Genomic DNA, 13,555 nt, shown 5'->3' on the forward strand with positions numbered 1-13,555 from the left:
CCTATTAGTAGATAAGGCTTTTTTTATGTCATTATTTTACGTGTTCATGACAAGATAAAATATTTTGCTTGTATGATTTTGGCGTGAATTTTTTGGGATATGATTAACTCGTAGGGCTCCACACTTTACCTAAGGTTTCAACAAGCCCAGCACTTGCACCTTGATCACCAACGAATTGTAGAATAACAGGTATAAACTGGCTGACCATGCTGGCATCCATACCAAGTGCAGAGAAAACTTGATTCAACCCCTCGGTGTTACCAAGTAGGCTGCCTAACCCTGCAGGAATCGCATTTGTTAGAGCATCACCGCCGGGAATCATATTGGCAAGTTCAGTGGCTTGATCGCCTGACAGTTGGCTACTGGCCATAGAGAGAAGTGCACCAGCACCGCCGGCTGCTTGTTCTGGTGATACGCCAAGCTGTCCTGCGAGTAATTCCGTGAGAGGATTCGTTGCAACAGAGGCTTGTTCTTCATCACCACCACCAAAAATGTCAGAAAAGCTAAATGCCATACTGACTTGGCTGGAAACCAGTAGAACGAAAAGTGTTGTAAAGCTGAAAAAACGGCGGGTTACTTTTTGAATGTTATCCATGTCATTCTCCTGATAGGTTTCTCATAATCCTAGTGGAGAAAGTGTGAAAGTTATAATTAATATAGATTAAATGTGATTTACTAGAAGGGTAAAGCAGAGCGGGGAAATAAGAAGACAAAACAATGTGAACACTGTCTCGTCTTCTTTGTAATAAACTGGAAGTTACCGAGGGGAAACTTACAGGATGTCTAGTAATTCAACTTCGAATACTAGCGCTGCGTATGGAGGAATAGCAGCACCTGCGCCACGTTCGCCATATGCAAGGTCTTGAGGGATGCATAGTTTCCACTTAGAACCAACAGGCATCATCTGTAGAGCTTCAACCCAACCAGCGATTACGCCAGTTACAGGGAACTCAGCAGGTTGACCGCGAGTTACAGAGCTATCGAATACAGTACCGTCAGTTAGCTCACCGTGGTAGTGAACACGTACTTGCTTGTCAGAAGTCGGGATTTCGCCGTTACCTTCAACAAGAACTTCAAACTGAAGACCAGACTCAGTTACTGTTACTTCTGAGCGTAGTGCGTTATCTTTTAGGAAAGCTTCACCGTCAGCAGCTGCAACTTTAGCTTGCTCTTGACGAGCAGCATCAGCAGTTGTGTGAAGTTCACGAAGTGCATTGTTGATTTCATCAACTTCGATTTCTGGCATATCGCCAGTTAGTGAAGTAGCGATACCTTTTGCAATAGCAGCAACGTTTAGGCCTTCAAGACCGCTTTGTGCTAGTTGTTGGCCCATTTGTAGACCAATACCGTAGCTTGCTTTAGTTTCAACTGTATCTAGTTTAACGTCAGACATTTTGTCATCTCTTAATGTAGAGTGAATTAAAGCAGGAAGGATAACAGTTTCGACCCCAGTGGGTAAATGTTTGAATTAGTATTCCTTGATTGTGCAGCTTAAGAAGCACGGGAGTGTTGTATATGGGACAGGCCAAACGCCGTTCAGCGAAGAAAAGTGAATTTAAACTACCTGAATTTTCTTTTGATAAAATGAATTTCAGTAAAGTAAAAGCCTCATTACTAGAGAAAATGACACCATTAGTAAATAGGTGGCGGAAATTTCCTGTTTTGCACCGTCGTGTATTACTGGTTCTTGTTCCTGTTGTGTTGGTGTTGCTTGTACTTCCAACAACAGAGCAACTCAATAATGACATTGGAGTACAAGATACCTCTGTTCGACGAGATATTGCGTTAAACATTACCAGTGAAGAGGTGACAACAAGCGAAGAAGCTGCGCAGTTTGAAGAGCCTGTTGAACAACGAGTTCGTGCCATTACAAATAATATTCAGCCATTAAATACCGTTAAACCTAAGGCTGTTGTGGTATCACCGCCAGCGTCAGTAAAGACGTCGAAGAGTTCTAGTACTATTTCGAGTGAATGGACGAAGCACCAAGTGCAGAAAGGTGAAACCCTATCGAATATTTTCCGTGAAAAGTCACTGCCGTTATCGGATTTATATGCAGTTGTCGCAATAGAAGGGGACGGAAAAGCATTAAGCCAGATTAAATCAGGGCAATGGTTGCGCTATAAGCAAACCCCAGATGGTAAACTTGATGCGCTGCAGATCGAAAGTAGTGCCGGATCCACGATGTATTTCCGTCGTTCTGATGGAAGTTTTGCTCGTGGGAAGTAGCCTATAATCGCCAGTATCTTTGTATAAAAGGTCACATTGGTGACCTTTTATATGGGAACACGAATAAATAGTGATACTTAATTCGTGGGATTAACTTTTCGTTAAACGCATATCAACATGTGGAATGTCATCTTCTAAGTACATGGCTGAAATTACGTTGAAACCATGCTGCTTATAATAAGCTTGTAAGTGCTCTTGTGCACCAATATCGATATCTTGTTTTGGCCAAAGCAATTCAGCATGCTCAAGACCTTGTATTAATAACTGATGCCCCATACCTGTACCTCGCGCGGAATCTGAGGTCGCCACACGGCCCATACTGACATTATCGTAAGTTGTACCTGCAGGTAATAAACGGAGATAGGCGACTAATTCATCATTTTTATAACCAAGTAAGTGATGAGTGCCGTCTTTTCGGTCGAGGTTATCGAGATCATGGAAAGGGCAGTTTTGTTCAACAACGAAAATGTCGATCCGTAGTTTAATCAGGTCGTACAGCTGGTCTGTTGATAATTGATTGAAAGAAAGGCATTGCCACTGCATACGTTTTCGCTCCTGAATGAGGCTATTAGGTAATCGAGATAGATATCTATAAGATAATGGTTTCGTGGCGGCTCCGCCTTAACAATTGTTAATATACCCTGTGATCATTTTTCATTTATACGCTTTTTTATACGGCTTAAGCTTATCGGACTAATGCCAAGGTAAGACGCCAATTGATAATCTGTTATACGTTCTAATAAAGCAGGGAAATTTTCGCTAAAGAGTTTGAAGCGCTCTTCAGGTGTATGCATTAACATAAAACGCTCTTTCTGTTCTTTGTAGATTAACTGGCGTTCAACGAGCTTAATGTAGAGAGGGTTATTTTGCTCTCGCCATTCCTGCAATAATTGGATTGGTAAAGAAAGCAGCTGGCAGGCAGACAATGTTTCCAATAAAAAAGGTGATGCTTGATGGGTTATAAGGCTTTCAAACCCTAATAAAACGTCTTGATCCCAATAAAACTCTTTGCTGAACTGATTGCCGTCTTCTGTTAAATAACATGCATGACAAATCCCATCGAGTAAAAAGAAGCAATGCTCTGAATACTCACCTTGATTGAGTAATATATGACGAGTAGGAAGTTCTAATAACTTCGCCTGTTCTGATATGTGGTGCGCTTGTTCGCTGGTGGCACCTAGCTGCTGTAAAAAGTGGTCCAGTGCTTCTTTCATATTAAGATCGATTCGTTTTGCTTTTTAAGCATCATAGCAAAAAAATACCGCAGCCTAAGCCGCGGTATATCTATATCTTCATTTTATGATTAATGAATGCTTATTTAGCTTGAAGATCTAACTGGTAAACCGCAAAGCCCACTTTGTCTGTATCCACTTTTTTCATTGGATATTGACCTTTTTCTTTGATAAACGCTGCGGCTTTTTCACTTGGTGATGTTTCAAAAGTGATGTTTAATTTTTTATCACTCTTCAGCGGTGTGAAGTACCAGTTATTATCAGCACTTGGTACAACCTGACCTTCTTCTTTACTTACGCGGCTGATGTAATCGGCAACAACGGTACGGTTTTCATCTGGTGCAGAGAAAGCAACGAAGTCTTCACCTGTACCTGCAAATTTACCACTGTAAGCACGGTAGTTATTTGTCGCAATAATAAACGGTTGTTTAGGATTAACTGGCTTACCATTGAAGGTTAAACCGGTAATACGCTCTGCATCGGCATTGATTAACTTACAGTCACCGTCATAACGTGCTGGTTGCGATAAATCAATTCCGTATTCAACGCCGTCCATTACATCGAAGTTATAAGTACGGAAGCCATCCCAATTAATAAGGCCTTGTTGAGCTGAGCTCGTCAGATCAATTTGATTGAATTGTCCGGCTGAACACTCTAGCCATTCCTTCACTTCTTTCCCCGTTACTTTCATAGCAACAAGGGTATTAGGGTATAAGTAAAGATCTGCGGCATTACGGAATGTTAGCTGGCCTGACTCAACCTCTGTAAAGTTTGTAGGATCATTACCTCGACCGCCCGCCTTGAATGGTGCAGCGGCAGAAAGTACTGGTGTACCATCTAAATCAGGATCACCCTGAATAAAGCGCTCAACGTAATCTTTTTGTGCCAAGTTAACGATTTGTACGGTTGGATCATCTTGTACTAATGCAAGGAAGCTATACATCACATCACTTGCTTTACCAATCGGTTGGTTTACAAATGTACGTGTTGCTGCATGATCTTCGCTGATAGCTTTTACTAGCTCTGCATCGGCCTCAACGATTGGCTTACCTTCGAATTTATCAAAGATTGGACGAGCTTCTGTTTGCGCGTTAGTAACAGCCCAAGAATCGCCTTCTTTATTAAGTGTTAGATCCATAACACCAAGGTGATCACCCCAACGACCTGGCATAACAGCTGCTACACCATTGATAGTACCTTTCTCAATATCGGCATTTGGAACATTGGCAAATTCTTTGCCTGGGAATACACCGTGTGAGTGACCAAATGCAATAGCATCGATGCCTTTTACTTCTGTGAGGTAATAAACAGAATTTTCAGCCATCACTTTATACGGGTCGGTTGATACACCTGAGTGTGGAATCGCAACAATAACATCTGCACCTTCCGCTTTCATTTGTGGTACAAATTTTTCAGCAGTTTGCTTGATGTCTAACGCTTCAACTTTACCTTCTAGGTTTTTCTTATCCCAGATTAGGATTTGAGGCGGAACAAAACCGATATAACCCACTTTAATTTCGTGCTCTACACCATCGGTATCTTTAAACATGTAAGGTTTAATAATGTATGGTGTGAACATGTTTTTACCTGTTTTTAGGTCAATCACGTTCGAGTTGATGTAAGGGAAGTTAGCCCCTTCAATAGATGTTTTTAGGAAGTCTAAACCGTAGTTGAATTCGTGGTTACCCAAGTTACCCACTTCATAACCAAGCTGATTCATCACCTTATATACAGGGTGAACTTCGCCTGCTTTAACCCCTTTTGCTGCCATGTAGTCACCCATTGGGCTACCTTGCAGCAAATCACCGTTATCTACCAATACGCTGTTAGTTGCCTCTGCTTGTGCTTCTTTTACTAATGTCGCGGTACGAACAAGGCCAGTTTTTTTTGTTGGTGCGTCTTTATAGTAATCATAATCCATTATATTTGTATGGATATCTGTTGTTTCTAAAATACGCAGCTTAATGGTTTCAGCAGTAGCAGGACCAGCCATCATTAGTAGACCACCCAATATGGCTAATGACAGTGGCTTGGCAGATAATTTCATGTATTTCTCCAGAAGGTTAGGCATGGGAAAGCATGCTTAAGGTAGCAAATATACCGTGGAAGTAATTAGTGCCTCTCATATTATTGTGCTTCGTATCTCGTTTTTTTGAGGCATAGAGCATATTCAATTTGTTACCGATGGGGATTTAAACGATTTCCATTCATTTTACTAAGATAAAAAAGGTATAAGTTAAGTCCAACGGATCTAGTTTATTTTAGTTCTATTACTAAATTGTTCTGTGATAAGGACTCTTTTTAGCTAAATTCTGCTTTTATTGTTCAATTTTCATCGTTGATGTCTTTTTTTGTTTTCGATCAAACTTTTTGGAATAAAAGATTAGATTATAGAATTACAAGTAATATCACCCTACAGCTATAGTGCAGTTAAGTTAATAAATGTAGGGCACTGGAAATGGATTATTTGCCAATTTTTACGGATCTGAAGCGTAGACCTTGCCTAGTGGTGGGCGGTGGTGATGTGGCATGGCGTAAAGCTCGCATGCTATTGAAGGCCGGAGCGGATGTTCGTGTTATTGCACCAGTGTTGAATCAAGCGTTTCAACAAGCTATTGAGCAACAGCAAGTCAGCCATGTTGCTGATGAATTTGAATCATCACATCTTGATGGTATTTTTCTTGCGATAGCGGCGACTGAACACAAAGCCGTTAATGCACTGGTGTATCAATCGGCTAATCAGCGTCAAGTATTAGTCAACGTGGTGGATGATACACAGCGCTGTAGTTTCATTATTCCTTCTATTATTGATCGCTCTCCCATTATTGTTGCGGTTTCCTCATCAGGCAAAGCCCCTGTTCTCGCGCGTTTAATTCGGGAAAAACTAGAAGCGTTATTACCGCAGCATTTAGGCCGCATGGCGATTATAGCGGGCAACTTTCGTGCTCGTTTAGCAAAAACAGTCACCTCATTTTCTGCTCGTCGTCAATTTTGGGAACAAGTTTTTGATGGTCGGTTTGCAGAACTTGTTGCTTCAGGCCAAGAGCAAGATGCTAAGCAAGAGTTAATTAATCTAACACAATCTATTTCACCTCTATCTATTCCACCTAAAGGTCAAGTTGCGCTTATTGGTTCTGGTCCTGGCGATGCAGGGTTATTGACCTTGCGTGCATTGCAGTTAATGCAACAAGCCGATGTGGTTTTATATGACTACCTCGTTTCTGATGAGGTGATGGATTTAGTTCGCCGAGATGCCGAATTAGTCTGTGTCGGAAAAAAAGCAGGCTTCCACAGTGTGCCTCAAGAAGAGACAAACCAGCTTATCGTTAACTATGCGCGGCAAGGAAAACGTGTTGTGCGTTTGAAAGGGGGCGATCCTTTTGTCTTTGGTCGAGGCGCTGAAGAGCTTGAGGTGTTATTTGATGCCAATATCCCTTTTCAAGTTGTGCCTGGTATAACTGCAGGGGCTGGGGCGACAGCTTATGCAGGTATTCCGTTAACTCACCGTGATTATGCCCAAACTGCGATGTTTGTTACTGGCCACTTAAAAGCTGAAAGCGATCAGATGGATTGGTCAACATTAGCGCGCGGTAAGCAAACTCTCGTTATTTATATGGGCTTGATGAAATCGGATCATATTCAGCAACAGCTTCTTACTCATGGTCGTTCTGGTGATACGCCGATAGCGATTATTGAGAGAGGTACGCAGAAAAACCAGAAAGTTATTAAAGGCCAGTTAAGCGAACTTGAGCAACTGGCGAAAAACGCTGAGTCACCATCACTAATTGTTATCGGTGAGGTGGTTAATTTATCAGAAAAGTTACATTGGTTCGGAAAACAGGAGCAGTCATTACAACAGTCTGCTGTTGTAAAACTGGCATAACATGGAGAGAGTCATGGATCCAAAACGATTAACTCACCTCAAGCAACTTGAAGCGGAAAGTATTCATATTCTTCGTGAAGTGGCTGCTGAGTTTGATAACCCTGTGATGATGTATTCCATCGGGAAAGATTCATCAGTCATGTTGCACTTAGCTCGGAAGGCATTTTATCCAGGGAAGATTCCATTTCCTCTTTTACATGTTGATACCGACTGGAAATTTCGCGAGATGATCGAGTTTCGTGATCGTACCGCAGAAAAATACGGTTTTGAGCTTCTAGTGCATAAAAACCCTGAAGGTATGGCGATGGGGATTAGCCCTTTTGAGCATGGTTCTTCAAAGCATACAGATGTAATGAAAACCCAAGGTTTGAAACAAGCATTAAATAAATACGGCTTTGATGCGGCATTCGGTGGCGCACGCCGTGATGAAGAAAAATCACGAGCCAAAGAACGCATTTATTCATTCCGTGACAAAAACCATAGTTGGGATCCAAAAAATCAACGTCCTGAGTTATGGAAAACCTATAACGGTCAGATTAATAAGGGCGAAAGTATTCGTGTATTCCCGCTATCAAATTGGACTGAACTGGATATTTGGCAATACATCTATCTAGAAAGTATCGAGATCGTCCCGCTTTATTTGTCGGATATACGACCTGTGGTTGAGCGTGACGGTATGTTGATCATGGCTGATGATGACCGATTGAAATTGCAACCGGGCGAGAAGATTGAATACAAAAGCGTCCGTTTCAGAACGTTAGGATGTTATCCGCTAACGGGTGCGATTGAATCGAAAGCCGACACATTGCCCGGCATTATTGAAGAGATGCTGGTGGCGACCTCAAGTGAGCGTCAAGGTCGAGCGATTGATCACGATCAGTCAGGCTCGATGGAATTGAAAAAGCGTCAAGGTTACTTCTAAGGAAAGATGCATGAACAGTCTTATTGAACAACAAGTGGCAGAGATAGGTATTGAAGCCTATCTAGACCAGCACCATCATAAATCACTGCTTCGATTCTTGACGTGTGGTTCCGTCGATGATGGGAAAAGTACCTTGATTGGTCGTTTGCTCCATGATTCTCATCAGATTTATGAAGATCAGTTGGCTGCTATTTATACCGATAGCCAAAAGGTGGGCACCACGGGTGATAAACCTGATCTCGCTTTATTGGTTGATGGGCTGCAAGCTGAGCGTGAACAAGGGATTACTATTGATGTTGCATACCGTTATTTCTCGACGAAAAAACGTAAGTTCATCATTGCAGATACTCCAGGACATGAACAGTACACGCGAAATATGGCAACGGGTGCGTCAACCTGTGATGTCGCTGTTATTTTGATTGATGCCCGTAAAGGCGTATTAGATCAAACACGTCGCCACTCATATATTGCGAGCCTCTTAGGAATCCGTCATTTCATAGTGGCAATTAATAAGATGGATCTTGTGGGGTTTGATGAAGAACGCTTTACATCCATTCGTGACGAATATTTAGAATTTGCTGAAAAACTAAATAAAAATATTGAAATAAAGTTAGTGCCACTATCAGCTTTAGATGGCGATAACGTGGTGAGCCTTAGTGAGCAAACGCCATGGTACAAAGGTGACTCATTACTAACGTTACTTGAAGATGTTGATTTTGTTCAAGAGCAAGAATCCAGCGATTTTCGTTTTCCTGTGCAGTATGTTAATCGTCCTAATTTAGATTTCCGCGGTTTTGCAGGTACGATTGCGTCAGGCCTTGTGAAGGTCGGTGATAAAGTTAAAGCATTGCCGTCAGGGAAAATGTCGACGATTGACCGTATCGTGACATTTGATGGTGATCTACCTGAAGCATACTCAGGGCAGGCGATAACACTCACACTTAAAGATGAAATTGATATTAGTCGTGGCGATACAATTGTTGCCGCTGATGATGATGTTCCATTAAGTAATAACTTACTGGCTGATATTGTCTGGATGGCAGAAGCACCATTAGAGGTTGGTCGTCAGTACGATATCAAGGTTGCAGGTAAGAAAACGGTTGGCTCAGTGCAAGGTATTCGTCACCAAGTTGATATCAATAACCTTGAGACTTTTACTACCGAGACATTGCCACTAAACGGCATTGGTTTATGTGAGGTGGTATTAAATGAAGCCATTGCGGTAGATGCTTACCAAAACAGTATCGATACTGGTGGATTCATTATCATCGATCGTTTAACGAATGTGACAGTTGGTGCGGGTATGGTGCGTGAAGCGTTAATCGATAAAACCGTCGTATCTACTGGTGATTTCAGTGCATTTGAAATTGAGTTTAATGCATTAGTTCGTAAGCACTTCCCTCATTGGAATGCCGACGACATTAGTAAGTTACTGGGGTAGCAGTATGAGCTGGGAGCAAGGTGTCGTTCTGGCCATGCTAATGGTGATAGTGACGTGTTTGATAACCACGAAAATTAAACCCGCATATTTGTTTGCAGGTTCAGCTTTTATTGGATTTCAAACGGGAATGATTGATTTGCCAACGTTGGCAGGCAATTTTACTAATTCTTCATTATTAACGTTAGTTTTGTTGGTACTTGCTTCTATTGCTCTAGAAAAAACCCGTTTGATAAGCTGGGTTGGGCGACAAATTTCAGAGGGTGGACATTCACTGGTTGTTGCAAAACTTGGCTTATCAACGGCGCTTCTTTCTTCTTTTACGAATAACACCGCTGTAGTGGTATCGTTGATTGGTGCTGTAAAGCGTAATCAAACCCACGCTCCGTCGAAGTTACTTATTCCACTGTCATACGCTGCGATATTAGGTGGCACACTTACCTTAATTGGTACTTCAACGAATTTAATCATAAATAGCTTTGTTGTCGATGCTGGTTTACCGAGCCTCGGTTTTTTTGCCCCTACGATGATTGGCCTAGCTGTTTTGTTTGTAGGCTTAATTGTTCTGATTCCACTTAGCCATTTCCTTCCTAGTTATGATGATGGCGCGGATGACGAACTACCGTACTTTTTAGAAGCGAGAATCGAAGGTGGCTCTCCGTTAGTGGGTAAAACCGTATCAGAAAACGGACTCCGAGCTTTACGCCGCCTTTTTTTAGCGGAGCTATTACGAGACGGACAAACTATTGCACCTGTGTGTCCAGATACCAAGCTTCAAGCGGGCGATACCTTACTATTTTGTGGTGATGTCGAAAGTGTTACCACCCTGCAAGAGATCAACGGATTACATTTGTTTGGTCAGCATCATCTTAATGGTCAATCAATGATGGAAGTGATTGTTAGCCACTCTGCAGGTATACGCGGTAAGACGCTTAAAGATGTCGAATTTAGAGACCGTTTTGATGCCGTTGTAGTTGCAATACGTCGGGGACATGAAAGGCTAGCTGGTGGCTTAGGTAATATTGAACTACATGCAGGTGATACGTTAGTGATTGTACCGGGCAAAAAATTCCATGATAAAAAGCAGAAGCTTAATCGAGAATTTGTTCTGGTTAATGGTTTAGATTCAAGTGCTCGCTTAGATGGAACAAAAAGCTTAGCCGTTCTAATTGGCTTTTTAATGGTCATTGTTGCTGCATTATCTGGTGTTTTTCCGCTAATTAAAGGGTTGGCTGCTTATATATTGATTTTACTTGCTACTGGAATCATTTCTTTTACTGAGTTAAGACGCCAGTTTCCAATCGATATATTTGTCATTGTTGGCTCGGCGTTATCTCTCGCGCAATTAATGATCTCCAGTGGCTTATCCGAACGAATGGGATCCATGTTGATGGTGTCATTTAATGGGTGGGGAATATACGGTGCTTTGATTGCTGTATATCTCTTGACTCTTATATTGACCGAGTTGATAACAAACAATGCAGCTGCTGCCTTGTCATTCCCGATTAGTTATAGCTTGGCATTAGGATATGGGGCAGATCCAATGCCTTTTATTATGGCCGTGTTGTTTGGTGCTAGTGCAAGTTTCATTTCTCCTTATGGCTATCAAACCAATTTATTAGTTTTTAGTGTTGGTAATTATAAATTACGGGATTACTTACGTATCGGCTTACCAATTTCGATTGTTTACTCAGTGGTAGTGCTTACTTTAATCCCTATCTTATTTCCTTTTTGAATTTAATGAACACACACGATGGAACGGAGTCAATGATGACCACGATTGTTAAATCCCATGATAATGATGAAAACATAGTCTGGCATAGACATAATGTAGATAAGTCTTCACGAGCTGAGCAAAAAAAGCAGAAGCCATGTGTATTATGGTTCACAGGGTTAAGTGGTGCTGGTAAATCTACCGTTGCGGGCGCACTTGAAAATCGCTTGGTTGAGCTTGGCTATCATACTTATTTATTAGATGGCGATAATGTGCGTCATGGGTTGTGTCGTGATCTTGGTTTTTCATCAGAAGATCGCCGTGAAAATATTCGCCGTATTGGGGAAGTTGCTAAATTAATGGCTGATGCGGGTCTTATTGTATTAAGTGCATTTATTTCACCGCATAGAGCAGAACGCCAATTAGTCAAAGATCTACTACCAGATGGTGAGTTCATCGAAGTGTTTGTTGATGCGTCATTGGATGTGTGTGAAAAACGAGACCCTAAAGGGCTTTATAAAAAAGCGCGCGCAGGGGAAATAAAACAGTTCACAGGCATTGATTCTGAATATCAAGCGCCAGTTAATCCTGAAATCCATTTACACGCTGGCGATAAAACTGTTTCAGAGCTAGTTGAGCTGTCACTACATTCATTACGAAAACGAGCAATCATCCGCGATTAAAAGGAGTTATGAGTGAGTATTTTACTTGAGTCTATTTATGAAATTGCTTTGGATGCAGGCAAAGTGATCATGAACCACTACCACTCAGGTGTTCATGTTGAAGAAAAAGCGGATCACAGTCCAGTTACTGCTGCCGATATAGCTGCGAATGATATTATTGTTGAGCGTTTAATGATGCTAACACCTGACATTCCCATTTTATCTGAAGAGTCAGTACACTCTTCTTGGTCTGAAAGGCAGGGCTGGACCGCATTTTGGCTGGTGGATCCATTAGATGGTACTAAAGAGTTCTTGCGTCAAAATGGTGAATTTACCGTTAACATCGCCTTAATAGAAGGAGGGAAACCAACTCTTTCCGTTGTTCATGCGCCAGCATTAAATAAAAGTTGGCTTGCAGACGGTTCGACAGCGTGGCTAGAAACAATGTCTGGACGCGATGAAATTAAAGTGATACCCGCAATGATACCGACTATTGTTGGAAGTCGATCTCATCCAAGCCCTGATATGGCGAACTATCTACAAGAAGTGGGTGAGCATAAGATGGTAGAAGTCGGCTCTTCGTTAAAATTCTGCCTGATTGCAGAAGGGGTAGCTCAGTCTTATCCTCGGTTAGGACCAACAATGATGTGGGATACAGCCGCTGGGCAATGTGTTGCAGAAAGTGCGGGAGCTGCCGTTTTACAATTAGATGGCGAAGAGCTTCAGTATCATAGAGACAAATTATTAAACCCATCCTTTATAGTCTCCATCATTTAACCCTTTTCTGTTAATGAGTAAGGCAACTAGAATGCTAGTTGTCTTATTGCCTCTATCTTAAGACGCTACTTTTATTGTATTCGACTAAGCTTAAAGTCCCTTTTATTCAAAGGTTGTGTCTTTTAACACTATATATGGAATTTTGCCTGCTCACTGGTAGCTGCTTTTTTGTTTCTTTTGATGCTTTTGGTTTGATTAATCGACAAGCAGGCAGAAAAAGCAATAAAACTATTGTTATCATGCAAAGGCTCTCTATAATGCAGCCACATCAACAGGATGTATCACGGTTAGTAAGCTATTTATAAGCTGTGTATAACTTGTCGATATTTAAGGTGGTAAATAAAAACGGCACAAAGGGTGCTTGACATGCTTCTGTTTTTATCTAAAATTACCGCCCAGCTCAAGTAATGTTGGTTTAGGTGTTAAAACTCTAACTTTTCTTTGCTTAAGCTAGAGTCTACAAGGGTTCGAAATTACTTTTGAAAAATACTTGTTGACTTAATAAATTTGCAGCGTATTATACGCAGCCTGACTTGCTGAAGCGTTTAACGCCAAGGCATTGAAAGTCAACGTTCTTTAACAATTTGACCATGCAATCTGTGTGGGCACTCGTGAAATTTTAAGTCGAAAGATTTATCAATGAACTGAGTGACCTTAATCATCGCAAGATGACACAGTCAATTTATGCTTCATTTCTT

The 13,555-nt window shown here is 41.5% G+C and carries 12 protein-coding genes; 7 read left to right on the top strand and 5 right to left on the bottom strand.

The annotated features are described in order from the left end of the window. Positions 1-103 precede the first annotated feature (103 nt). A complete protein-coding gene (locus C9J12_RS24895; RefSeq protein ID WP_107245165.1) occupies positions 104-595 on the bottom strand; it encodes a DUF2780 domain-containing protein in 492 nt (163 codons plus the stop codon). Positions 596-772: 177 nt separating this feature from the next. Continuing rightward, the gene (locus C9J12_RS24900; RefSeq protein WP_006233778.1) at positions 773-1,393 is read right to left on the bottom strand and encodes an FKBP-type peptidyl-prolyl cis-trans isomerase; all 621 of its coding nucleotides are present in this window, start codon (positions 1,391-1,393) and stop codon (positions 773-775) included. A gap of 122 nt (positions 1,394-1,515) precedes the next feature. On the opposite strand from C9J12_RS24900, the gene C9J12_RS24905 reads away from it, so the two are divergent. Continuing rightward, positions 1,516-2,229 (top strand): LysM-like peptidoglycan-binding domain-containing protein, encoded by a 714-nt coding sequence (locus C9J12_RS24905; protein WP_107245166.1) that lies wholly within the window; start codon positions 1,516-1,518, stop codon positions 2,227-2,229. Positions 2,230-2,319: 90 nt separating this feature from the next. Here C9J12_RS24905 and C9J12_RS24910 read toward each other — a convergent pair whose 3' ends face one another. From C9J12_RS24910 to C9J12_RS24920, 3 genes are all read right to left on the bottom strand, one after another. After that, positions 2,320-2,772 (bottom strand): GNAT family N-acetyltransferase, encoded by a 453-nt coding sequence (locus C9J12_RS24910; protein ID WP_107245167.1) that lies wholly within the window; start codon positions 2,770-2,772, stop codon positions 2,320-2,322. 104 nt (positions 2,773-2,876) lie between these two features. Next, positions 2,877-3,443 (bottom strand): Crp/Fnr family transcriptional regulator, encoded by a 567-nt coding sequence (locus C9J12_RS24915; protein ID WP_011219861.1) that lies wholly within the window; start codon positions 3,441-3,443, stop codon positions 2,877-2,879. Positions 3,444-3,543: 100 nt separating this feature from the next. Continuing rightward, a complete protein-coding gene (locus C9J12_RS24920; RefSeq protein ID WP_107245168.1) occupies positions 3,544-5,508 on the bottom strand; it encodes a bifunctional 2',3'-cyclic-nucleotide 2'-phosphodiesterase/3'-nucleotidase in 1,965 nt (654 codons plus the stop codon). A gap of 411 nt (positions 5,509-5,919) precedes the next feature. Between C9J12_RS24920 and cysG the strand changes: the two genes are divergently transcribed. Genes cysG through cysQ form a run of 6 tightly spaced genes read left to right on the top strand, consistent with a single transcriptional unit; the run spans position 5,920 to position 12,857 of the window. Beyond that, positions 5,920-7,344, top strand: a complete 1,425-nt coding sequence (gene cysG, locus C9J12_RS24925) for a siroheme synthase CysG (RefSeq protein ID WP_107245169.1) — start codon at positions 5,920-5,922, stop codon at positions 7,342-7,344. Positions 7,345-7,357: 13 nt separating this feature from the next. Beyond that, a complete protein-coding gene (cysD, locus tag C9J12_RS24930; protein ID WP_041394548.1) occupies positions 7,358-8,266 on the top strand; it encodes a sulfate adenylyltransferase subunit CysD in 909 nt (302 codons plus the stop codon). 10 nt (positions 8,267-8,276) lie between these two features. After that, the gene (gene cysN, locus C9J12_RS24935) at positions 8,277-9,707 is read left to right on the top strand and encodes a sulfate adenylyltransferase subunit CysN (protein WP_107245170.1); all 1,431 of its coding nucleotides are present in this window, start codon (positions 8,277-8,279) and stop codon (positions 9,705-9,707) included. Between the two features lie 4 nt (positions 9,708-9,711). Next, positions 9,712-11,439, top strand: a complete 1,728-nt coding sequence (locus C9J12_RS24940; RefSeq protein WP_107245171.1) for an SLC13 family permease — start codon at positions 9,712-9,714, stop codon at positions 11,437-11,439. 32 nt (positions 11,440-11,471) lie between these two features. Then, positions 11,472-12,101, top strand: coding sequence for an adenylyl-sulfate kinase (gene cysC, locus C9J12_RS24945; RefSeq protein WP_107245172.1), 630 nt, complete (start codon positions 11,472-11,474; stop codon positions 12,099-12,101). A 12-nt stretch (positions 12,102-12,113) separates the two neighbouring features. Next, positions 12,114-12,857 carry a 3'(2'),5'-bisphosphate nucleotidase CysQ gene (gene cysQ / locus C9J12_RS24950; protein WP_107245173.1) on the top strand — a complete coding sequence of 248 codons (744 nt, stop codon included), beginning with the start codon at positions 12,114-12,116 and terminating at the stop codon, positions 12,855-12,857. The last annotated feature ends 698 nt before the right edge of the window (positions 12,858-13,555 follow it).

This window comes from Photobacterium frigidiphilum, from assembly GCF_003025615.1.
GTDB classification, from domain to species: Bacteria; Pseudomonadota; Gammaproteobacteria; order Enterobacterales; family Vibrionaceae; genus Photobacterium; species Photobacterium frigidiphilum.